At 45.2% G+C, this 23,664-nt stretch carries 19 protein-coding genes and 1 CRISPR repeat array; of the genes, 12 read left to right on the top strand and 7 right to left on the bottom strand.

Annotated features, from left to right (window positions below):
- Positions 1-57: 57 nt before the first annotated feature.
- The gene (locus tag HJG39_RS06365) at positions 58-516 is read right to left on the bottom strand and encodes a helix-turn-helix domain-containing protein (RefSeq protein ID WP_268407941.1); all 459 of its coding nucleotides are present in this window, start codon (positions 514-516) and stop codon (positions 58-60) included.
- A 281-nt stretch (positions 517-797) separates the two neighbouring features.
- Between HJG39_RS06365 and HJG39_RS06370 the strand changes: the two genes are divergently transcribed.
- Positions 798-1,214: a helix-turn-helix domain-containing protein gene (locus HJG39_RS06370; protein WP_268407943.1), complete on the top strand. Its 417-nt coding sequence runs from the start codon at positions 798-800 to the stop codon at positions 1,212-1,214.
- A gap of 41 nt (positions 1,215-1,255) precedes the next feature.
- On the opposite strand, the gene HJG39_RS06375 is transcribed toward HJG39_RS06370, so the two are convergent.
- Positions 1,256-1,684 (bottom strand): helix-turn-helix domain-containing protein, encoded by a 429-nt coding sequence (locus HJG39_RS06375; protein ID WP_268407945.1) that lies wholly within the window; start codon positions 1,682-1,684, stop codon positions 1,256-1,258.
- 416 nt (positions 1,685-2,100) lie between these two features.
- Between HJG39_RS06375 and HJG39_RS06380 the strand changes: the two genes are divergently transcribed.
- The 11 genes from HJG39_RS06380 to HJG39_RS06430 all read left to right on the top strand — a co-directional run bounded on the left by HJG39_RS06380 (position 2,101) and on the right by HJG39_RS06430 (position 17,247).
- Positions 2,101-2,442: a hypothetical protein gene (locus tag HJG39_RS06380; RefSeq protein WP_268407947.1), complete on the top strand. Its 342-nt coding sequence runs from the start codon at positions 2,101-2,103 to the stop codon at positions 2,440-2,442.
- 50 nt (positions 2,443-2,492) lie between these two features.
- On the top strand, positions 2,493-2,963 hold the full coding sequence (locus HJG39_RS06385; protein WP_268407950.1) for a hypothetical protein: 471 nt from the start codon (positions 2,493-2,495) through the stop codon (positions 2,961-2,963).
- Positions 2,945-3,226, top strand: coding sequence for a hypothetical protein (locus HJG39_RS06390; RefSeq protein WP_268407952.1), 282 nt, complete (start codon positions 2,945-2,947; stop codon positions 3,224-3,226). Before HJG39_RS06385 ends, HJG39_RS06390 begins: the two co-directional genes overlap by 19 nt.
- 13 nt (positions 3,227-3,239) lie before the next feature.
- Positions 3,240-3,521: a hypothetical protein gene (locus HJG39_RS06395; RefSeq protein ID WP_268407955.1), complete on the top strand. Its 282-nt coding sequence runs from the start codon at positions 3,240-3,242 to the stop codon at positions 3,519-3,521.
- A gap of 137 nt (positions 3,522-3,658) precedes the next feature.
- Positions 3,659-4,919: a CRISPR direct-repeat array (repeat unit 31 nt; unit sequence GTTTCAATCCACGCTCCCGTGAAGGAGCGAC).
- A gap of 488 nt (positions 4,920-5,407) precedes the next feature.
- Positions 5,408-7,336 (top strand): N-acetylmuramoyl-L-alanine amidase, encoded by a 1,929-nt coding sequence (locus HJG39_RS06400; RefSeq protein ID WP_268407957.1) that lies wholly within the window; start codon positions 5,408-5,410, stop codon positions 7,334-7,336.
- Positions 7,337-7,812: 476 nt separating this feature from the next.
- On the top strand, positions 7,813-9,312 hold the full coding sequence (locus HJG39_RS06405; RefSeq protein ID WP_268407958.1) for an MFS transporter: 1,500 nt from the start codon (positions 7,813-7,815) through the stop codon (positions 9,310-9,312).
- A 10-nt stretch (positions 9,313-9,322) separates the two neighbouring features.
- Complete coding sequence (locus HJG39_RS06410; protein WP_268407960.1) at positions 9,323-12,760, top strand: NACHT domain-containing protein; 3,438 nt, start codon at positions 9,323-9,325, stop codon at positions 12,758-12,760.
- On the top strand, positions 12,757-14,190 hold the full coding sequence (locus tag HJG39_RS06415) for a PfaD family polyunsaturated fatty acid/polyketide biosynthesis protein (protein ID WP_268407962.1): 1,434 nt from the start codon (positions 12,757-12,759) through the stop codon (positions 14,188-14,190). Before HJG39_RS06410 ends, HJG39_RS06415 begins: the two co-directional genes overlap by 4 nt.
- Complete coding sequence (locus tag HJG39_RS06420; protein WP_268407963.1) at positions 14,187-14,933, top strand: polyketide synthase; 747 nt, start codon at positions 14,187-14,189, stop codon at positions 14,931-14,933. The genes HJG39_RS06415 and HJG39_RS06420 overlap by 4 nt, the downstream gene beginning before the upstream one ends.
- 65 nt (positions 14,934-14,998) lie before the next feature.
- A complete protein-coding gene (locus HJG39_RS06425) occupies positions 14,999-16,207 on the top strand; it encodes an alpha-hydroxy acid oxidase (protein ID WP_268407964.1) in 1,209 nt (402 codons plus the stop codon).
- A gap of 11 nt (positions 16,208-16,218) precedes the next feature.
- Positions 16,219-17,247 (top strand): Ldh family oxidoreductase, encoded by a 1,029-nt coding sequence (locus HJG39_RS06430; protein WP_268407965.1) that lies wholly within the window; start codon positions 16,219-16,221, stop codon positions 17,245-17,247.
- A gap of 75 nt (positions 17,248-17,322) precedes the next feature.
- On the opposite strand, the gene HJG39_RS06435 is transcribed toward HJG39_RS06430, so the two are convergent.
- Genes HJG39_RS06435 through HJG39_RS06455 form a run of 5 tightly spaced genes read right to left on the bottom strand, consistent with a single transcriptional unit; the run spans position 17,323 to position 23,642 of the window.
- On the bottom strand, positions 17,323-18,429 hold the full coding sequence (locus HJG39_RS06435; protein ID WP_268407966.1) for a methionyl-tRNA formyltransferase: 1,107 nt from the start codon (positions 18,427-18,429) through the stop codon (positions 17,323-17,325).
- Positions 18,430-18,432: 3 nt separating this feature from the next.
- Positions 18,433-19,875 (bottom strand): aldehyde dehydrogenase family protein, encoded by a 1,443-nt coding sequence (locus HJG39_RS06440; protein ID WP_268407967.1) that lies wholly within the window; start codon positions 19,873-19,875, stop codon positions 18,433-18,435.
- Positions 19,876-19,927: 52 nt separating this feature from the next.
- Complete coding sequence (locus HJG39_RS06445; protein ID WP_268407970.1) at positions 19,928-21,580, bottom strand: 5-guanidino-2-oxopentanoate decarboxylase; 1,653 nt, start codon at positions 21,578-21,580, stop codon at positions 19,928-19,930.
- Positions 21,581-21,592: 12 nt separating this feature from the next.
- Positions 21,593-22,342 carry an ABC transporter ATP-binding protein gene (locus HJG39_RS06450; protein ID WP_268407973.1) on the bottom strand — a complete coding sequence of 250 codons (750 nt, stop codon included), beginning with the start codon at positions 22,340-22,342 and terminating at the stop codon, positions 21,593-21,595.
- 49 nt (positions 22,343-22,391) lie between these two features.
- Positions 22,392-23,642, bottom strand: a complete 1,251-nt coding sequence (locus HJG39_RS06455; protein WP_268407975.1) for an efflux RND transporter periplasmic adaptor subunit — start codon at positions 23,640-23,642, stop codon at positions 22,392-22,394.
- Positions 23,643-23,664: the final 22 nt, after the last annotated feature.

Here is a 23,664-nt window from a genome sequence, read left to right on the forward strand (position 1 = left end):
ATTTAATAAGAAAACATAAAGTAAGGTTACTTCAACAACGAAGTAACCTTAATCTCACTACTCCACAAAATCGTGCAATTCATCAATTGCTTTATCGGGTTGATACGCCAGCAACGTATCGTAGTACAGCATTCTGGCTAAGCTCGAAACCGTTTCCTTTTCCAGTAACACAGAACGAGGAAATACCCCCATTTTCACTCCAACCGACACACTATTTAAGTAATAACTAATAAATGCTTCTTGCGAAATCTCGGTTTCATCGGCGTTATTGGTAGCGCTTCCGTCCATTTCGCCAACGCCCTTAATTAACCACTCCATAGAAGCGCCCGTTTTCATATGCACATCGAAACAGGCTTTAAAAGGCGGATTTTGCGCGTTTTTCCACGTAGAAACGGCGCTCGTAGTGGTATTTAAAAAACGGGCAAGCTGCGCATCGTTTTTAACATTACAGGCATCTCGCAAACGCGCGATAACATCTAGGTTATTAATGGTTAGGTTTTGCGTCACAACATCCATCCCGTTTTATTGCCTACACCCTTGCTAAACATCTTGCCCAACCTTCCCCGCACCCGTAAAGCGCAAAAAGCCGTTCATATGCTCAACCTTCAATTTCTGAGCAAATTCTATGCGTAACAAACAAAGTGTCAATCAAAAACATAAAAAAACGACTAAACAAAACGAGATAAGAAATAATTAGACATATTTTTTGCTTGATTATATGTCTAAATATATTTATGTTTGTCGAAAATTCGTAATGCAGTACCCATTAAACACACCCAAAAAAAGTGAGTATAGTTATGAGATTCATTTCCGGTGGAGACCTACGCGCAATGCGCACCGTTTCAGGCTTAACAACCATGCAAATGGCCGCAGCAGCAGGCGTAAAAACCCGCAAAACATACGAAAACTGGGAGAAAAACCTCGGCACACCCAACGTTAACCAATTCATTGCAATGGCAACCCACTGCGGCTTAAAGCCCAGTGAATTTATCGCCAATTTTGAAATAGACATTAACGTCGCATGGAAGAACTACTCCAAAAAAACCGAGCGACTCGCGCCGAAAATGACAGATAAAAAACGCTGGTTTTTAGAGCGCGCACTACACGAAAGAATGACTTGCGAAAACGCCAAAGCGGAAGCAGGAATAGAAGCCGAAGTAACAGCCAAAATAGAAGGTATTACCGCCACAAGCAGCGGCGAGGCTGAAAGATAAACGTCAGCCAGTCACCCAAAACCAGTTCAACAACATCACATTCACTTGCTAAACTCTCCATTAGTTGAACTGGTTACAAACTCCTCAAATAAATTGCGCCCAAAACGCTCAATATCTTTCGTACTGGTTTCATGATTCACAGAAAACAAACGTAAACGACTCGCAATTTCAACATATTCAGAAAACAGCGAAGCAAAACGCTCCACGTAAATACTCGGTAAATTTGCACGCACCGACTTACCCAACAACGATCGCGGTGGTTTATCGCCATGAAGCAGCCATTCCATATTGCAGCCTGTTAGCACGGAAACCGTGTAACAGGCGCTAAACGGTGGCGATTTAGCCTTACGCCATGTACTAACTGCACTGCTGGTTTCTTGTAAGAATCGGGCGAGCTGCGCATCGCTTCTTGCATTACACGCTTGTTGCATACGGCTAACAATGGCGCAATTATCCAATTGATGTTTCATAGTAAGAATTGTCATTAATGAAAAAAGAGGTGCTTACAATCTACCTTAAATAAAATTAGAAGATCCACCTTAGCGCCAATTTAAGCAATATTATTTAGCAAAAATATTTAAACATTTAGCATTTGAGCCAAATAAAAGGCCATTCATTGCTAATAAAACCGATTCTTTACATCTTTTTTAGGCAAAAAACCAATAATGCCTTACAAAAAGGTATAACGCCTAACTGGTTAATAAAAAACACTATTTTTTATCCAGAAAAATTACCAACTTGACATTCATAAAAAGCTTTTCACAAATTTGGTATAAAAAGCACGCATCAGTCCCTTCGCAAAGCAAATATTTCGCCTTTTGCTTGCATTGTTACGCATTCACATATACAAATCACGGATACTTAACTAACCCTTGGAGTTGATAAAATGAAAGATGCGTATAAAATCCTTTCCTTCGCAATCACGTTATTGCTTACGGCAAGCGGTGTATTTAATAGCCCCGTTGCAATGGCGAATAACAACACAAGCACACAACTAATTAGCGTAAGCGGCAGTGGCGGTGGCTTAACTCCCATTCCCACCGGCAGCGGCGATGGTTTAAGGCCAGATCCAACATATGGCAGCGGCGGTGGTTTAACGCCAGACCCTTCTGCCCGTTACGATGGCATTGTGGCAAGTGGCAGTGGTGATGGGCTGTTTCCAGACCCAAATTCCACCGAAGCGCCCGCCACGCAAACCTGCTTTTTAGGGTGGTGTTTTTCTTTTTAGAAAAGGAAAGTATGTTTTTAATTAATTTTATAACCGAAATTAGAGACTTTTTGCCTTTTATATACTCACTGCTGTTTGTGGTGAGTATACGTTCATTTAAACAGTACACTTCCCTTTCGGTCATTGTGGTATTGCTGGCATTGTTTGAATTTGCATCCAATGCCGTTACCCTGCCCCTACTCAACGCTTTAAACGACAAAAGCATTACTTATTTTTATCGCCTTAGCGCTTGGGTTGGGTTTTGGATACTGGTGGATGCCGCCATTATTCAAACGCTGCAAAAAGCCCATGTTTGGTTAAATGTAAGCAAAGGCAAAGAGCTTGTGATTGTGCAATGGGCTTATACTGTTTTAATTTGCCTACTGACCATGTATTACTTGAACGCTTTAAGCCTAAATTCTGAGATTATTGCCAGAATCCCACAAATCGGCATTCCCATTATTAATCTTTCACTGGCAGGGTATTTGTTGTTTGTTGCCATCAAAAAACTGGAGCTAACACCGTGGAAAGCGCAAGCATAATCCTTGTATTCATTGCCATGTGCGCCCTTATAGGCTGCGCCATTTATAGCAGCATTCGCACTACCCAAACGCCCTTCGAAAAGCGTGAAAATGAGCGCAGTTTTGGCTTGTACGAAAAGCTGGTTTACGAAGGTATTGCCCATGCCGATGCGCTAATGAGTTGCCGCAACAAGCACTTTATGGAAATTATAAAAGCCAATGAGCAATTAAATGAATGGGACGCAAAAGTGTACCGCCTAATGCAACTGACTCTTGTAAAATAGCGTTGAGGTAAATATGCAAAACACTATCACTTTTTCGCTAGTTGCTAATGCATCCCTACTGGAAATGAGCCTATTCGTTTTCATGCTGGTACTCATGGTTTTTGCGATTTACATCAGCATTCGTACCACAAAAAAAGCGCAATTATTTTTGGATAAAAGTCCCGAAGCCGAAGCAAAGCGCTTAATGCTTTTTCGCCGCGCTAAATACGATGAAAAATATAAGCAAGTAATGGGACATCATCATATCGACTGGCTAGAAGAGGCAAGGCGTTTTAAGGAAACCTACGGCAAGTAGCGCATTTTTTGAAAGGTTTGGAGCTTCTGCGCTAAGTGAATACCCTTTTAAAACACGCTTTTCGTCATCCATGACCGCTGCACCTCGACATCCTGTCTCGGAGCGTTTTAAAAGGGCATATCACTCATCGTTTCTAATGATAAACCCACGCTCCCGTGAAAGAGCGACTAATTAATTACGTAATTAATTAGTGTGAGGTAACGTTTCAATCCACGCTCCCGTGAAGGAGCGACTTATTCCAATTTAGCGTTTAAGTTCGGACCAAGGTTTCAATCCACGCTCCCGTGAAGGAGCGACTATCCCGGCGGGTCCCGCTCGCCACTGAGTGATCGTTTCAATCCACGCTCCCGTGAAGGAGCGACGCTGAAAAAGAAAATGGCTACCACGTTAATCACGGTTTCAATCCACGCTCCCGTGAAGGAGCGACAGCCAACCCAGACGATTTAGACGCAAAGGTTAGAGTTTCAATCCACGCTCCTGTGAAGGAGCGACGATGGATGTAAGAGTAACCCACATCCTTTATGTCGTTTCAATCCACGCTCCCGTGAAGGAGCGACACGGCGCTCGAAAAGTGGGTTCTTGCGCTTCTGGTTTCAATCCACGCTCCTGTGAAGGAGCGACGCGGGCAAGCGTTAATAGACTTTGGCGCATTTAAGTTTCAATCCACGCTCCTGTGAAGGAGCGACCAGCATACTTATCCACAGTATTAAGTATAAAATAGTTTCAATCCACGCTCCCGTGAAGGAGCGACCAATCGCCTCGTTTAAAGTAGCGATAAAGTAAGGTTTCAATCCACGCTCCCGTGAAGGAGCGACGGGTTAGTACAGTTGCTAACACCTGTCCAAGTAGGTTTCAATCCACGCTCCCGTGAAGGAGCGACGAAACCGACCCTCTTGGCTTTGGTTGTATGGGTGTTTCAATCCACGCTCCCGTGAAGGAGCGACGTGAGTTGAGCGTAATGCTCAATATCCAAATCAGTTTCAATCCACGCTCCCGTGAAGGAGCGACGATAATGATAGGGAGCATGCAATAAGTCTTAAGTGTTTCAATCCACGCTCCCGTGAAGGAGCGACAAAGGAAGTGATAGTGATGACAAAGTGACCATCTGGTTTCAATCCACGCTCCCGTGAAGGAGCGACTGACCCCGGGCTTTACTGGCGTAAAAATCCCATGTTTCAATCCACGCTCCCGTGAAGGAGCGACTTGCTTGTTCTGCCTTGGCTGACTACGATGTTTCCGTTTCAATCCACGCTCCCGTGAAGGAGCGACTGCTTAACTCGAAATCAATAATAGTTCCCATTGGGTTTCAATCCACGCTCCCGTGAAGGAGCGACAACCTTTGGGGAGAGATTCGTTTTTTTGATTAGGTTTCAATCCACGCTCCCGTGAAGGAGCGACAGCCCCTTCTGCAAGCCAGAACTGGCAAGGGGCGAAGTGGCATTTTGCGCTAACCTCGAATTTTACGCACTTTTTCGGCGTTCAAAATTTAGCCACAAATTATAAATGACTGTTTTTAATATGAATTTAGTGTGCGCTAGACCCCTAGGGTTTTCATGTGAACCAAGGGTTAGCGCTGTTCTGAAAAGATTTGGCTAGATTGAAGCAAGGCAATGCTCCACTGAAAACCTTACGTTCATCCATCGTTTCCTAAAACTTGGAAGACTTAAAACCAGCACAAAGCCACTTAGCAAAAATCAAATTAGATTTTAGTTTGTTCCCAAGCATTTGACATTTGCTAATACCTTCGTACAGATCCTTTACTTTTTATGCGTAAAAACATGCAAATTTGGATATTTATGTTACCCTGAAAATGGACGCAGTTTGTCCTTTCTTAAACAAAAAAGAAAAATATTTCACAAACAAAAATATATTTTAGGAAGGAAGTTATGTCTAAAAATCCAACGCTAAAAGCACTTTGTGCAGCCATATCTGTGGCATTCGTTACTGCTGCGAATGCTGGCCCAGCGGAGATTTCGATTAACGAAACATTACAAAGCAAAGCCGACCAACGCTTAGCCTCAGTTACACAAGAAAAACTGATTCAACAAGCCAACGAAAAGCTTGCAAAACAACGTGTAATTTACCAAAAATACTTTAACAAAGCGTATGCAGCCTACCCTAGTTTGCCACAAGGCATTTTAGAGAGCTTAGCGTTTGTGGGTTCGCGTTGGGAACATCGGGTTCCTACCGATGTTGAAACGCATCACGGTAAACCACAAACCTACGGTTTATTTGGTTTATACGATACCAATCGCGTTGGCTTCAACGACACGCTCGTACACGTTGCCAATGCCTATGGCGTGAGCAAAGAAGAAGTAATCAACAATACCGAAACCCACGTTATGGCAACTGCCGCCTTTATTGAGCAAAGCATTGTAGATAAGGGGTTAGTCGGCAAATCCATTGAAGCGTATCGCCCTATTTTCGCATTGTTCTCTGGTATTCCAACAGATAACGACATTAACACCTATGCTGTAAATAGCTTTGTGTTCGACGCATTACACGTATTAGAACGCGGTCACGACGATCACAACATCAACATTCCTGCTCGCAACGTTCGGTGGGAAAATGCCTTTAACGCAACTGAACTGCGTTTATTAAATGCCAAAGGCTTAATTATTGATGCAGATAGCGGCACCATTTCCCTTAAGGGCGAAACCTTTGGTGCGGAAACCGCGCGCTCGAGTGCCAATGAAGCAAGTCGCTCAGCAGCGGAAACCAGCAGCGATTACAGTATTGCTAGTACCGACTACGGCCCCGCGTTATGGGTGGCATCGCCTAACTTTAGTGAACGTAACGACACCATTTCTCACGTAGCCATTCACACCATGCAAGGCTCTTATTCTGGCTCGATTAGCTGGTTCCAAAACACAGCATCAAGTGCCTCGGCTCACTTCATGGTACGTAGCTCAGATGGCCAAATCACCCAAATGGTTCGCGAAAGCAAAAAAGCGTGGCACGCCCGCAGTGCGAACCCTTATTCAATTGGTATTGAGCACGAAGGTTACGTTAGCAACCCTGCGTGGTACACCAATGCAATGTATTCAGCATCGGCGGGTATTACCAAGCATATTTGTAGCAAATACGGCGTGAACTGTGGCAATGCTTACTCTGGCTCTGCTCATTCTGGCGTTGTTGAATTATCGCAATCATACACAGTAAAAGGACACCAACATTTCCCTAGCCAATCGCATACCGACCCGGGTATTAACTGGGATTGGTCTCGATACGCTTCGTTAGTTGGCGGCAGCTCTTCTGGTGGTGGCGGTAGTAGCTCAACCACTATTCTAGATAGCTTCGAAAGCTCTGAAGGTCACTTCACCAATACGCCCGCATACTCTGGCAGTACAACGGGAATTTCCACTTCCTCAACGGCCGTTCGAACAACATCACAAGCTAAAAATGGTATTGCTTCTGAGCAAATTAAATTAGTTGATAACACCAGCACTAGCGCAAGTTGGAACGTTCGCTTCCTTTCTGGTACTGGACGCCCTTCAAGTAACACATCATTAACCGTTAATAATGGCTATGTGGGTTTCTGGGTACTTTCAGGTGGCACAGGTTTATCTGCTGGACTCACCATTGATGATAACGATGGCACGGAAAAATCCATTAACCGTTCTATTCCGGCAAACAAGTGGACATTCTTAGAATGGCGCTTAGATGACGCCAGTCAGTGGAATGCGTGGGCGGGTTCAAGCGATGGTCGCATTGATGCATCAAGCGTTACATTAGATGCAATTTGGTTCTCTCGCGCGCAAACGAGCTACAACGTTTATATTTACATTGATGACGTTCAACACAACATTAAGTAATTCATATTAGATGTTATTTAAGGGAGCGCTGTAGCTCCCTTTTTTATTTCTGTCGCCACGTCCTAAAATACGCAAACCCCAAGATATATTACTCGTTTTCCTTCTTTTTGTGGTCATTGCATTCCTGTTAAAAAAAGCGGCTTATTACCAATGTTTATGCGGGTATTCGGACGTTTTTAAATAAGACAATGAAATATCCCAGAAAAAATTAAAAACCTTCAAAATTAGTATTTTTAGTTTATTTTTCATATAGTTAATAAAACAATCAAAACAATTCTTTTTGACCTTCCGCCAACCAATTTATCTTATTATCGGCATTGCACTTTTGTATTCGCTGATTTAATATAATTTTTTGCTGGTAAGTTTTGTATTCGTAAAGGTCAAATGAATGTACGTACTATAGAATTTGTCACAGTTTAAGTCCGCAAAAATAAGCGGTTAGTCCCAATACTTGTTTAGCAATATGGTTACTTCTTATGGCAGCGGCAGACGCCACAGTTCAAAAAAATTCCGTTCTCCAAAATAAAAATTACCGTTGGTTCTGGTTCTCCTACACCATTACCACCATTGGCGACCAATTTACTATTCTTGCATTACCTTGGTTAGCCGTTCAGATGTCGGGAGATGCACTCGACCTTGGCTCCGTGCTCGCCATCGCCATATTACCGCGCGTATTGTTGATTCTTTTTGGTGGTGCGCTGGTCGATAAATACAGCCCAAAACGCATTTTGCTCTATTCCAAACTGCTCAGTGCCTTTACCTTAATTACGCTTATTGCAGCGATTTGGTATGAATGGCTCACAATTGATATTTTATACATTGCAACGTTTTTTTATGGCCTTGCCAGCGCCTTAGACTTACCCGCGTCGCAATCTTATCCACCACTCATTGTTGATAAAGACCACATTACCTCCGCCAACAGTTTGCAAATGGCAACGCGACAAGTAGGCATTATTGTTAGCCCCGTGATTGGTGGTTTGATCATCGCAGCACTTACCTTAAAGAACGATTCATCATTCTTGTTAACCCAAGACTACACATTGCTATACGGCATTGCTGCCATTTTGAGTATTGATGTTCTTTGCTATTTAATTTCATCCTTAACCATTGGTTTTGCCGTTAAACTCAAACAAATTACCAAAGCAAACAAAGAAATAGACGAAACCATCGTAGAGAAAATTAAGGATGGTTTTCGTTATTTATTTTCCGATAAGCAACTTCGTTCGCTTATTCTTTACATGCTGCTCACCAGCCTATTTGCTAATGGCATTATGCGCGTTGCCATCCCTTATATTGCCGATAAAAATGAAACCTATGGTGCGGATTTAATGGGCTGGCTGCTTGGCGCACAAGCCGTAGGGGCAATGATAGGCATGGCGTTTTCGGGCATGAAACCGCATTTTAAAATTATTTCATTAGGGTTAACGATTGTTGTGCTCGACTTAATTGTGGGCGGTATTCTAGTGGGGATGAGCGAGTTTCACTCCTCGCTTTATGCGCTGTTTGCACTGCTCATTGGTTTCGGTATGGCAAATGGTATTAATCAGGTGAAAGGCTTCAGTTGGGTACAAGCCAGAGTCGATAGCCAATACCTTGGTCGGGCCATGTCTGTTGTTACTTTCATTAATATTGCTATCGCTGCCGCATCGCCTTTTGCCGCCGGTTATGTGATTTCTGTGACCAATTTGCAAACGCTCTTTATTATTGTTGGCGCAGGGTTAGCCGGCACTGCAATTTTAGGCTTCTTCATTTTTGGCATGTTAAACGTAGGCAGGGATGAAAAAACGAAAAACCCATCAACGCCAATGGAAAAGCCACCCGAAAACGTTAACGCTGCCGATGTTCAATCACGTTCGCCTGAAGCAATGAAGGATGCATCCAAAGAAGCAGAATTCATCGAACCTGAGTTAGTAGCAGAAGCCAGTATTGAAATGCCGATTTCCGACGCTCAATCCTTAAACGAAAACAAACAATAATAATCACACTATGATGAAACTCAGGATTACCGACAATTTCCCAGAAGACACAATTTGTATTGAATTAACTGAATCCAACACTACCGAACAATTCACATCTGAACCTTTTGTTTCGCCGTTTAGTCAGGCATTTTTGGCTAATTTCACTAAGCTATTTTCAAGCTCGCCTGATGAAGTGGAACTCAAGCCACATTCTGCGGAATTAATGGAGAAATTCATTCGTCTTGGTCAACATTTGGGTGATGCTTTATTAGGCGAAAACCACACGCTCAATAAGTTTCGGGAAATCATAGAGGAAAAAGGCTACGCTCAGTGTGATGTGAGTATTGAATCTTCCCGCATTGCCTTTTTTGAATTGCCTTGGGAAGCTCTTATTCTGCCCGAGTCCCAATTTGTATTAGCTACCACAGCGCGCAGTTTCACTCGTGTATTCACGCCACAAAATGCACAAAGCGACAGTCTTTACTTTCCAGATATTCAATTTGATTTAAAAGTTACTGGTCCAACGCAAACCCAATTTAAGCAAATGATGGGCGGTGCGACACCTGAACAACAAACAAGCGAAGCCGAAGCATCGAGCACACCGCTACAAATACTGAGTTTGTGTTATGGGCAACTTGAACAGGCCGAAGTAAACACGGAAGCAAATAGCAAAGCTCCCGAACAAGAAATAGAACACACGCTTGCGTTTGATTTACTGGCAACAGACACCGCGATAAAAACCAACATTCATGTATTTCAGGGCCTTGATGCTCTAAAAAAACAGCTTTCAGATAATGCTTTTCATGTATTGAGTTTATCCGGCGACATTGCGCTTAATGATGCACAGGCGTTCTGGGTTTCACCATCGGATGCTAATCAGCGCATACCAATGCAAACCTTGTTTGAGCTAATGCAAGAATTCAACATTCCATTGCTAGTGCTCAACATCAACCAATACCTGCAAGATCAACAATCCATAAGCGCCGACACCGGATTAGCCTTTGTTAGCTACCAAGCGCAAGAGGCGGGCATAGGCAATGTATTAGGCTTTAATCAGTCAGCAAGTGCTCAACTTCGATTACCGTGTTTATCGCAGTTTTATCGACAACTCACCAAAGGTCTGAGCCTCGCCCAAGCGGTTGTAGAAACTCGCAAAGCCTTACAGTCGCAGCAGGCAAATGCGACGTCATTAACAGGAATGGATACGCCAAGCTGGCCGTTACTATCGCATTATGGGCAACAGAATTTGGTCTTTTTTGCCAGCGCACCGCCAGAAATTGAAGCGGAAACGGCGCTGTATGCACAGCAAGTCCATCAGCAATTATTCGGCTTTATCGAAGAGGCGCTGCCACCTTATCGTATCAGTCTCGATAACGGTGAATTTGTTAACGCACTCGCAGGATTACAACAGCAACGTATCACTTGTGTAAAGGGCGAACAAGGTGGGGGGAAAACACTGCTGGCACATCAGTTAGCCTTTTATGCGGTTGAATCCAAATGTTATCAGTGGGCTTTTCGTTTCGATTTTTCAAAACATGAATACCAAGCAAACGACATTCTGCAAATGATTGCACCGGTACTGCAAATTGATGCTGCACAAGAGGCGCTTTCTGCCCTTCAAGAAACTCGATGCTTATTTGTATTTGATGGATTAAATTCGCCTCAAACACAAGCACAATTAGCCGAACTGATAACAACATTAACGACACAGCAACAAGGCGTGCTAATTACACAACATAGCAGCGCGAACGTAAGTTTTTTAAAAGATAACGCTGATAGCAATCTTGTACAGTTAGCAATAGCACAGCTTAGCCAAGCACAATGTTTAACCTTAACGCTCACACAACTGGCGCAATCGCAAGCACAACAAGGCCAACAAACTCCAGAAGCGTTAACCGCTGAGTCGGTAAAGCAATTAACACAATTGCTTCAACAAGCTCAATTAAACCCGTGGCTTGGCATTCGCTTAGGTAACTTTCTGGGTTCAAGCGCGAGTCAGCCTAGTGATTTAGAAAAAGCCATTAGGCAACTGGCGCCACAATGGCAAAACATGACCCAATGCGCGATCCATGACGGCGCGGTTCAAAATAACTCTATCAAGGAAAATTATTACCAGTGGCAATGGTTACAATTGACCGAAAGCGCACAACAACTGCTATTAATTTGTAGTCAATTTGACGAGTCCTTGTTAGAAATGTTGATGGTGGCGTGGGAGCGAGAAACCGACATAAGTCAACCATTATCAGCCTTGCTCGCTCAACCTGTTTTCAACGATGCTTTCCCACACTTCTCCGCCATGATTAAACAATGGCAGCGCCAAGGTTTTATTAAAATGCGTCCACACGGACATGTTATTGATGCCGATTGTGTTCACTTTCTTGCCCAAAAACGGGCCGACGCACAATGGTTACAAAACCCAGCATTACAAACCCAAGTAAGCCGGTTGCTATGCGCTGGTTTACGCATTTTGGCCGACCATGTGTTACGCCAGCAAAACCCTGCTATCTTCCGTAATTTATTGAATAACCGAGCTTTGTGGGCGAAGCACCTGAAAACCTTGTGGCACAGCGAATGTTTTGCAGAATTCATCAAAACTAAAGCCACGGTTTCTCAGCTAATGCAACAGGCTCAGTTAGGGCAAGAGTTTGCAATGTGGGCGCACAAACTAACGCAGGAAATAGCGATTCCTCTTATTGATGAATCATCCCCCGAAGCCTGTATTGCATGGCTAAGCTTAGCAACGTCAGCATTAGATGCACCTAACACAACCGATTCGACTAAAAACAAAACCGATGCTTTCGCTCACGCCGCCGAACAAGCAAAACAATGGTTACTCAGTACGCGCGCCACAGCAGAGCAAAAACTCAGTGCGCCACAATTGGCGTTAATGCAACACGCGAATCAATTCTTGGGTTCGTTTTATGCTGCAAATGCTGACTGGGAAAAAGCAATTGCGTGTCATCTGCATACCGCGGAAAGCTTTAAAACCGCGCAAGCGTGGCCCTTGTTAGCCAGCGTGTTAAGCACACTTGCAAATACCTATGTGCGCAATCAACAAAATGACGCCGCGCGAGAATGCGAGCAGCGCATTTTAACTGAATTACCATACGAACATGCGCCGAAAGGATATCGTTCGCAAAAGTTAGTCGACGTTATTTTAAGCCGCATTCAACGTGGCGATATTGAGCATATCCCAGCATTGCTCAACGAACTTAAAAGCAGCGAAGACGCAAACCGCTGGCAGGATTTCATCAAAGGCGTTGAAGCGGATATAGATTTTGCCCAAGAGCGCTGGGAAAAAGCGCTGCCTTACTATGCAAAAATGTGGCAACAAGCGTTGCAATCGCAGCAAATAGAGCAAGCCAATGTGTTACAACAACGCTTGAACACGTTGGAATCGCACTTAGGCAAAGACACGTTCTCCTCGCTTTTAGCGCAAGTTCTGGAAGAAGGACAGACACCATGAGCCAAGCATCTTCAATGAGTGCCAGCCAAATAAGCGCAAAGGATTTAGGCAGCGCTGCATTTTGCCGTGATTATGGACTGAAATACGCCTATGCCACAGGCGCAATGTACAAAGGTATTGCTTCTAAAGAATTAGTGATTGCCATGGGCAAAGCCGGGCTAATGGGCTTTTTAGGCGCTGGCGGGTTAAAACTCGATAGGCTAGAGCAGGATATTATCGACATCAAAAATGCGCTTAACCAAGGGCAATCCTTTGGTGTGAATTTGCTGTGCGATCATGAAAACCCTTCAGCGGAAATGGCTATTGTTGATTTGTTTTTAAAACACGATGTGAAATTTGCCGATGCTGCGGCTTATACCCAAATCACGCCAGCCATTGTTAAATTCAGGCTTAGCGGGCTGCCCGCAACGCAAGACGAACTAGACCTTGCTATTAGCAATACACAGCAAAAGGATGTAGGCAACATCGTTAGCAGTAACCGTGTGATTGCTAAACTTTCTCGCCCCGAAATAGCACAGCAATTTATGTCGCCACCGCCTCAAAAAATTGTGGATGCTTTGCTTCAAGAGGGCCATATCACTGCAACACAAGCAGCGCTTAGTCAGCATTTTCCGGTTGCCCAAGATGTGCTGGTTGAATCAGATTCAGGGGGACACACAGACGCAGGCATCGCCAGTGTACTGCTACCTTCAATTCGCGCACTTCGCGACCGATTAATGCAAGAGTACGGCTATTCCAACCCAATACGTATTGGCGCGGCGGGCGGCATTGGCACACCAGAAGCGATTGTGTCAATGTTAATGCTAGGCGCAGACTTCTTTGTCACAGGCTCGATAAACCAATGTACGGTGGAAGCAGGCACAAGCGATCAAGTAAAAGACTTGCTGCAAGACATTGACGCACAAGATACCGCTTACGCACCCGCAGGCGACATGTTTGAAATGGGCGCACAAGTACAGGTATTACGTAAGGGCTTACTCTTTGCGAATCGCGCTAACAAACTCTACGAGTTATATCAAAATCACAAAAGCATTGAAGACATCGACCCAAAACTTCAACGCCAAATTCAAGACAAATATTTTCAGCGCAGCTTCGATGAAGTGTGGCAGGAAACTGCTACCTATTTGGCGCGAGTAAAACCCAATGAACTCGCCGCAATTGAAGCCAGTCCGAAAAAGAAAATGGCCGCCATTTTTAAATGGTATTTTGTTCATAGTACGCGCTCTGCGTTGTCTGGTAATACTGAACAAAGAGCCGACTTTCAAATTCATTGCGGCCCGGCACTTGGCGCATTTAACCAATGGGTGAAGGGCACCAAAATGCAATCTTGGCGTCATCGCCACGTTGCCGACATTGCCGAAGCGCTCATGCAGGGTGCTGCACAATTACTCGAACAAAAACTTACTGAAATCACCGGAAAATCGTCATGAATAATGTTGTTACGCTAGAGGAAAAAGGCTCGGACATCGTACTGCTTACGATGAAGGATGAAGTCAGCAAAAACACCTTTTCTCCAGAATTGTTGCAAGGGCTGCAACAGGCATTTAGTCACATTAATCAACATCCCACTTATAAAGTAGTCGTGATGACAGGGTACGACTCCTATTTTTGCTCAGGTGGCACGCAAGAAGCTTTATTGAGCTTATCGGAAAAGGAAGGAAACTTCACAAAAGGCGGTATTTACAGCATGCCTCTTGATTGTCGAATTCCGGTGGTTGCAGCCATGCAAGGTCACGGTATTGGCGGTGGCTTCGTATTTGGTTTGTTTTCGGATTACGTGATACTCGGTAGAGAAAGTGTGTACACCACCAATTTTATGAAATATGGCTTTACCCCCGGCTTTGGCGGCACCTGTATTTTACGAGAAAAGTTAGGGCTAGGATTAGCGCAAGAAATGTTAATGGGTGCCGACACCTATCGCGGAGAAGACTTAAAGCAACGCGGCATTACCTTCCCTGTTTATCCACGAGACCAAGTGCTTGATAAAGCCATGGAAACCGCTCGATTATTGGCAGAAAAGCCGCGAGTCTCGCTTATCACATTAAAAGATCACCTTGTTGAAGACATTCGCCAAAAGCTCCCTTCGGTTGTTGAAAAAGAAGTCGCAATGCACAACAAAACTTTTCACTTACCCGAAGTCAAAGAGCGCATTAAAACCGTATTTGGTCGCTAACAGTGGTGCAACACCATTCAAATATCAAAAATTGAACGTATTAACGGATGTCAGGAGCGCTTAGCATGACCGCATTACCGGAAATTACTGAAAAAAAACGCAGGCAGCTTAATAAAGCTTTTCCTAGTGTCCCCTACATGGAAGAAGTCGCTAAAAAGCGGGTGCCGCATTTCGTATTCGAATATCTGAAAAATGGCATTGGCGATGGCATGGCCGCGAAGCGTAATCGAGAATTACTAAAAAATGTGCAACTGCTACCGCACTTCTTATCGGAACACGACCATCCAAATTTAAAAACAACCCTGTTTGGCAAAGAGTATGACGCACCTTTTGGGGTTTCGCCTGTGGGTATGGCCAGCCTTATTTGGCCCGGCGCTGAAAACTATTTGAGCCGTGCTGCCCATAAACATAACATTCCATTCACCCTAAGCATGGCGGCCTCGCTAACCTTAGAAGATTGCAAAAAGCTGGCTCCCGACAATGCGTGGTTCCAAATGTTTGCTCCCGACGAAGACATCATTGTGGATGATCTCATCGAACGTTGTAAGCGTGAAGAATATGACGTACTTGTACTGACTGTCGATTCGCCTTTTCCATCACATCGCGCCCACGACATTCATAACGGCTTTTCAGTGCCTCCTAACTTTGGCATAAAAAACCTCATACAGATGCTGAAACGGCCCAGATGGTGTCGCCAAATTGTAAAAGAAGGCATTCCACAATTTGCCAACATCAAGCCTTATTTAGACGCTGCCAAAGAGGACAACGACAACAAACCCTACGTTAGGGAGTCCACTCAGTTTATGGCGGATAAAGTGGGATTACACATCACCGCTGAACGCTTTGCTAGAATCCGAGAAGGTTGGCCGGGTAAGCTACTGGTAAAGGGTGTGCAAAGCCCAAGCGATGCCAAAACCTATTATGAGTTAGGCGCAGACGGCATTATCGTATCAAACCACGGAGGCCGTAACTTCGACGCAGCGGTTGCCACAGTAACCTTGCTGCCACTTATTCGCCAAGCACTTGGGAACGACGTCCCCATTTTAGTGGATAGCGGGGTGCGTTCTGGCTTAGATGTGGCCCGCATGCTCGCGCTTGGCGCCAATTTTGTTTTTATGGGACGCCCGTTTATTTATGGTGTCGCCGCAATGGGAGAGATAGGTGGCGATCATGTCATGAACATCCTGAAAACCGAATTGCAATGTGCCTTGGGTGTTATCGGGAGTCCGAGCATCCAAGAACTTCCCAACTATCTATTTAAGCACAATAAATAAGGCGTTTTGGTATGACACAACAAGCAAAAAAAGACATTGCTATTGAGGAAGTTACCCAATATTTAGTTACCGCATTAACTTCGATAGAAGTGGAAGCTGAAAATGCAAAAGCCATTGTGGATATCATGATAGACAGTGAATTACGGGGTCATAGTGATCACGGTATTTTTACTATCACCTCGCTGTTTAACTGGCATCTCAAAGATGGGATGAACCCTAATCCGAAGCCTCAAATCATAAAAGAAACGCCCGTATTAGTCAGCATCGATGGTGATGCAGGTTGCGGAGTCATTGCCATGAATTTGGCAGTGAGCAAAGTTATCGAAAAGGCAAAATCCTCAGGGCTAGCCGCCGCTAGCGTTACCAATACGGGCAACCCCATAGCGTTAGCCGCTTATGCTAATGCGATTGCAGAAGCAGGTTTGCTCGGTTTTGTGTGTACTGGCTCTCCCAATGTTGTGATGCCTCCGCCGGGAGGATTAACCCAAACAATGGGGACAAACCCCCTTGCCTTTGCCGCTCCTGCGGGGGAACATGATCCCTTTATTCTGGATATGTCCACCAGTGCAATGGCTGGTGTGAAAATCTATCAAGCGGCGCTTAATGGTGACAGAATAGACGCCGGACTTATTGAGGATAAAGACGGTAACAGCTTAGTCAACCCAGCTAATTTTGTACTTGGAGAAAGCCTGATTTTGCCTTTGGCAGGTGCAAAAGGCTACGGGTTAGCATCTATGGTTAATATCCTCACATCTGCATTAACAGATGATGTACGAGGTCATTTCTTGTGGGCGCTGGATTTAAGCCAAATTGTTGAACCTGAAGCCTACAATGAACGCATGCAAGCAATTATTTCCCGCACCAAAAGCGCTCGAAAACGCGATGGTGTTGAAGAAATCTTTTATGCAGGAGAGCGAAGCCAACGCCAAAAACGTGCAGCCCTAACCAAAGGAAGCATTACGCTTCGCGATATTACCTGGGAAGCAATTAAGCAAATTAGCGAATACGCGAAAATCCCTTTGCCGAAAACGTTGAATTAGCACGCTGGATAATGGCTGAATGGCTTCAGCCACAAAAATTTGTTGCAGATACGCTATTAAAGCCCCCCTGCAAAACTACCTATCTGCATCGTTAATGCCTGTCAGTTGGCTCACGCTAATGACTTTGCTGAGCTTGTCGCCAGTCTGCAACGTTGGATTTTCTTCTTTGCTAATTTGTGGGTTTAGGAATATCTGACAGCGGAGTTGACCATCTTGAGCTTGTACCAAAATGCTGTTTTCATCAGTAACCTCTAAAATAGTCCCGGGTTGGTGAGTCACTAAGGAATTAACTTGCGTCGCATTTAGAAAATGAACCAATAAGGTATCGCGGCAGGAATATGGACCGCCGAGTTTGTCGAAGCCCAAACATGCGCGCTCTATATGCTTGCAACTATCTTCATCCCAATGAATTGCCAAATAGCCTAAATACCCCTTATTTACGCGCTTTGTTGTTCCATCTTCTAAGGTAATATTCTCGCGCAACACACCCCAAGAGTGCGGCAAGCCTGGCTGTTGGTAATCATTTGGCATTGGCGTTAACGTATTCGATAACATTTGGTCGAGGGTATCAACCAACATCTTGCCAGCCACATTAATGCCTTTTTGCAATATTGCCTGACTCGATAACCCCGGCAACGCAATGGGCTCTGATTTAGCCATAATCATTCCTGCATCAACTTCTACGGTGAGTTCATGTAACGATAGGCGAGTTTCTGGTTCTCCTTCAATAATTTGCGCAGCTAAACTCATGCCGCCACGGTATTTAGGTAAATCGGCAAAATGAAAATTAAGGGCATTTACTTTAGGTAATTGAATTAAGCACTCAGGTAGAATTTGATACCCCCAACAACACAAAATGTCAGGATCTAACGCCTCAATTACCTGCATAGCATCGTGCACTTGCGCTGCTACTGCGGCATCTTTGTCCATTAACCGCTGTAGGTTCGCACAATTTGGAAAAGAAAAAACGGGCAAATTTGACTCTTTAGCGGCGTCTGCAACGGCTTCTCCACCTTCTCGCGTAATCACCGCAACGCACTGATGCGTGCTGTTTTCCAAGCCTTTTAATAAGGCATTAAATTGCTCCACGAATGTTGAAACCAGAATAACGTTATAGCCGCGATCTTCACTCGTGCGCTTTTGCTTAAACGCTTGGGAATGTTGCTCGGGTTGAGTTTGCATTGGCTATACCTCTTTAGCATTAGGGGAAATGAAAGCTTTGGTTTCTGTGTATTCCATGAGCCCGGATTGAGTCCACTCTCGGCCGTTGCCAGACTGTTTGAATCCACCAAATGGTGCGTCGTAGTTGAAAAACGCCCCTTGTAAATAGGTTTGCCCTGCACGTAACTTACGGGCGATCCCCAGCGCACTATCGTAATCTTTGGCATAAACCCCGCTGGAAAGTCCGTATTCGGTATTATTGGCAATGGCAATCGCTTCTTTGATGTTGTCGTAATACAAAATGCAAAGCACTGGCCCAAAAATTTCTTCTTTGGCGATAGTCATGTTTTCAGTCACGTCACTGAACAGCGTTGGCATCACATAAGCGCCAGAATCCATTCCTTGCGGAAGACTTAATCCACCGGTCAGTAAGGTCGCACCTTCGTTGATGCCTGTTTGGATGTAATCCAAAACCCGCTGTTGTTGCAAAAGGTTGCACAATGGCCCCATAAATACGCTTGGATCTTGCGGGTCGCCCACCGTAATATTCTGGGCAATATCAACCGCCAAAGCTTCGGCTTGTTGTTTGAGATGTCGAGGCAGCAGCATGCGCGTTAACGCATCGCAGGTTTGCCCTGAGTTCAGCATCACGTTTTCGATACCATAGCGAATAGCGTCTTCTAGATTGGCATCTTCAGTAATGATAAGCGCCGATTTGCCGCCCAACTCTAAACACACTTTTTTAATGTGTTGCGTCGCCTCTGCGCCAATGGTCTTGCCAACACGGCTTGAACCCGTAAATGAAACTAAGTCGACTTTGGGATGCTGCGCCATCACGCTGCCAACGACTGCTCCTTCGCCAAACACTAAATTGAATACGCCCGCAGGCAAGCCAATGTCATCTATGATCTGCGCGAGTATGAAGTCTTGCAGCGGCGTTTGCTCCGCAGGTTTAACGACAACAGTGCATCCTGCCAATAAAGCGGGTGCTAACTTACCAATGAGTTGATGCAATGGATAATTCCACGGGTTGATTAGCGCACAAACGCCTGCCGCTTCGTGCGTAATTAACACTTCATCGGTGCGCTGCTCATCCGCTAAACACCCCACCAAAGCTGCGGTTTTTCGCAATCCCTCAATAGGCCCAAGTACATGTAAGTCATCCACATGCATCACAGGACAACCCATGGTTTGCGTATGCGCTTGAGCAAACTCTTGAGCGCGTTCTTGCATGGCATCAGCAAGGCGCAATAACCATTGTTGACGCTCACTAGCCGGTAAGCTCGACCATTCAGGAAATGCGTCAGCGGCGGCGTTTACTGCTGCTTCTACATCAGCTTCTGAGCCTAAAGGGAAGGTTGCGACAACGTCTTGGGTTGCAGGGTTTAGCACCGTATAAATTTGAGTATCCGACGCCGGCGTTTGCCATTTGCCTCGGATGTAGAACTGCTGGATGTTTGTCTTCATTTTATGGCCAATTTGTATAAGTTGCGCCTAACCAAGAGTCGCACTGCTTCACTTATAATTTGGGGTAATCAGGTACGAATTTTTCCTGAATAATCTCGACAATCGTCGGGCCGTTGCGCTGCGCTGCTTCGGTTAACACCTGCTGAAATTGCGTTAAATTGTCTGGTCGTGCCACTGCACAACCAAAGGCATCACCTATTTTGCAAAAATCCGGTGGTGATAAATCCACTGCCATTGGCTGCATGTGCGCATCTTCCATAAAACGCTTAATTTCGGCGTAACCACTGTTATTCCACACAATGAAAATAATCGGCAGCGACTCTTCTACCGCGCAACCAATTTCACCTAAAGTAAATTGTGCAGAGCCATCACCTATAATGCTCACAACAGGACCTTGGGGCTGTGCGACTTGTGCGCCAATAGCGGCGGCAATGGCATAACCCAAGGTGCCGTAACCACTGGCAGAGTGAAAATAACACCGAGGTTTTTCGGTTTCGTAAGCAAACCACGCAAAGTACGTTGGCTGCGTTGAATCGCCAACCACGGTTGCGTTAGGTAGTGTTTCTTGGATGCATTGAAAAAACGCCGCGTAATTTTGGTCAACGTCACTACGTAACTGCTCACGAAGCTGTTTAGCTCGCTCTTGCCCAGCAGAGACTGTTAATGTGGCTTGCGTATCTGGCAGAAGTAATGCCAGTGCTTGCAAGGCAGCATTAGCATCGCTACACACCGCAACATCCGGGCGAATATTCTTGGCTAATTGCTCTGGATCGATATCAATCCGAATTAGCGTGCCGCCGATTTGAATATCACCTTTAAAGAAATAGTCGTAGTCGGTTTCCGCAAACTCGGTCCCCACCGCTAGCACAACATCAGCTTGGAGAAATTCGTCGCGAATAGCATCGGTGGAAGCCGTTCCCCCCACCGCTAGCGGATGACTATAAGGCAAAATACCTTTGGCATTTACCGTATTCACAACGGGCGCATCCAACTTTTCGGCTACGGATTTCACCGCTTCTGCGGCATTCACAGCCCCTCCCCCCAAGGCAATCAGTGGCCGCTTTGCTTGTTGTAGCAAACGACACATTTGCTGCAATGAATCAGCACTCACGCTTGGTACAGAAGGCGTAGGCCAAATGCGGGTATCCTGTACTTGCACCTGACTGTTCATAATATCCAACGGAATTTCGATATGCACAGGGCCGGGACGTTTAGTGGCGAACACAGTAAAGGCTCGCGCCAACACTTTGGGTAACTCTTCAGCACGCAATAAGGTGTGAGTAAACACCGATACACCCGCTGTCACTTGATGTTGATTCGGCAGCTCATGCAACCGCCCTTCTCCCATTGCCAAGGTATGCGTACGATTAACCGTGGAGATCACCAACATCGGAATAGAATCCAACCTTGCTTGCCCCATTGCTGTAACAATATTAGTCACACCAGGACCTGAAATCACAAAACACACACCGGGTTTACCAGACACCCTTGCATACCCTTCTGCCATGAAGCCCGCGCCCTGTTCATGACGGGGCGTGATGTGTTTTATGTTGGTTTTTGGCAGGTTTTTATATAAATCGATAGTGTGAACACCGGGAATCCCGAACACGCTTTCAACACCGTACTGTTCCAGCAGAAGCAGTAAGTATTCACCACAAGAAAGTGTTTGCCCGCTCGTTGTCGGGCATTGGATTGACGTTGTCATCGGCTTAACACGTTATTCCACGGCAGCAGCATGCACTGCCGATACGGTATCCGCTGATGCTGTTTTGCCCTTGGTACCCTCGTCACTGATGATTTGACCATCAAGCAAGGTAATTTGGCGCTCTGCCATTAGGGCGGCTTCCGGGTCGTGAGTTACCATGCAAATGGTGTTACCTTGCTTGTGTAGCTCTTTTAAAAGCTCCATCACAATTTTGGCATTCTTCGAGTCAAGATTACCTGTCGGTTCGTCCGCCATTAGCACTTTAGGGTCGCCGGCTAATGCTCTGGCAATCGCCACACGTTGTTGTTGACCACCAGAAAGTTGCGCCGGATAGTGCTTCATACGGTGCGCCATATCGACTTTTTCAAGGGCTTGCGTCACTTTCTTCTTACGGTCTTCTTTACTGAGCTCTTTGCGGTAAGTAAGCGGTAACTCAACATTCTCATAAACGGTTAAATCCCCGATTAAGTTAAACGCCTGAAAGATAAAACCAATTTGACGGTTACGCACACCAGCACGCTCAGCCTGACCTAACGACGCGACATCTTCACCCTCCAGTAAGTATTTACCTTCCGAACTTGAGTTCAACATGCCTAAAATCGAGAGCAAAGTGGATTTACCACACCCTGATGGACCACAAATGGAAATGTATTCGCCTTTGTTAATGCTTAAATTAACATCATTTACCGCCCATGTTTCCACTTCATCGGTGTAAAAGATTTTTTTTATGTTTTGTAGTTGAATCAGTGGTTTACTGTTCATAATTTTCTCCAAGCCCCGCAGGGCAAAACGGGTAATACTTACTATTGGATTAATTTAATAAAATGATGTCGTGATCTTGCCAAGCGCTGCTATCGGACAAAATAATGCGGTCTTGCACTCGCAAGCCTTCAAGAATTTGCACCTTATCCACTGAGGCTTCACCCAGCTTCACCGACACACGTTCTGCATAATCACCGTCTTCATCCAAGCGATACAAACTGACCACACTGTTGGTTTTAACCAAGTTCGGTTTGGCAACGAATAGGGTGTTTTGGAACTGTTCTTGGAAGATAATACCTTCCACTTGCAATTCAGGACGTGAGCCCGTTGGCAGCTCGCCGGTTAGGTCAACATCAACCAACACCGTACCTTCGTTAACGGCTGGTTCAACACGGCGAACCACGCCATCGACTTTGCCATTGCGGGTATCGATAATGGCTTTTTGGCCTTGCACAATTTTGCTTGCCTGACGCGCCTGAACTTTCAGCTCGGCATACAGTAAATCTTGCTGTGCGATACGACCAATTTCGCCACCGGGTTGCAAACGTTGACCAATTTCCAGCTCTAACGACTGGACAATGCCATCAATGCCGGAAGTTACCGTTAGCGCCTTCACTGCATTACGCGCTCGCTCTAGGCTTTTACGCGCTTGCGTGACTTTGGCTTCTTGCGCCGCCAGCTCAATTGCCATGTTGTCTTTAAAACGTGCCAAGCGCTGGGTTTCCAGTTTGAGCACTTCTGTAAATTGCTTCACATCAAGTTTAGTGCGTTGGTAGTCCAATTCAGAAACAATGCCATCTTCTAACAAGGTTTCTTCAGCCTTATGTTGCAAGGTGGATTTATCCAAAGAAAACTTCGCGCGCAAGGTAATGGCTTCGTATTCCATTAGACGGTTTTCAAGGTCTGCTTTAAACGCCTCTAACTCAGCGATGCTGCCTTCTAAAACCGACACGGCTTCTTGCTCTTCAACGTGAAGCGTTGGGTTGTCTAACTCCACTAATACTTGACCGCGCTTAACACTATCGCCGGGTTTGACGTGCAACTTACGCACACGCCCTTCCACTTGTGACGACAACCACTCCACTTCTCTTGGCAGTAACACACCGTTAGCGCTCACTTTAATATCGAGCTTTCCGCGCTGTACCTCGCCAATCATTAACGTACTACGGTTAATACGTTTGCTGGAAAAGTCGATGCTAGCAACAGAGAATACCGCCACAATCAGCACCGCAATACCGGCACCAATCATGAAACTCTTTTTATTCACCTTCGAACTGGATTTTTCTCTTATTCGATCCACTTTAGTAACCTTTTTTCTTTAT

This window comes from Alteromonas sp. a30 (assembly GCF_026788005.1).
Taxonomy (GTDB): Bacteria; Pseudomonadota; Gammaproteobacteria; order Enterobacterales; family Alteromonadaceae; genus Paraneptunicella.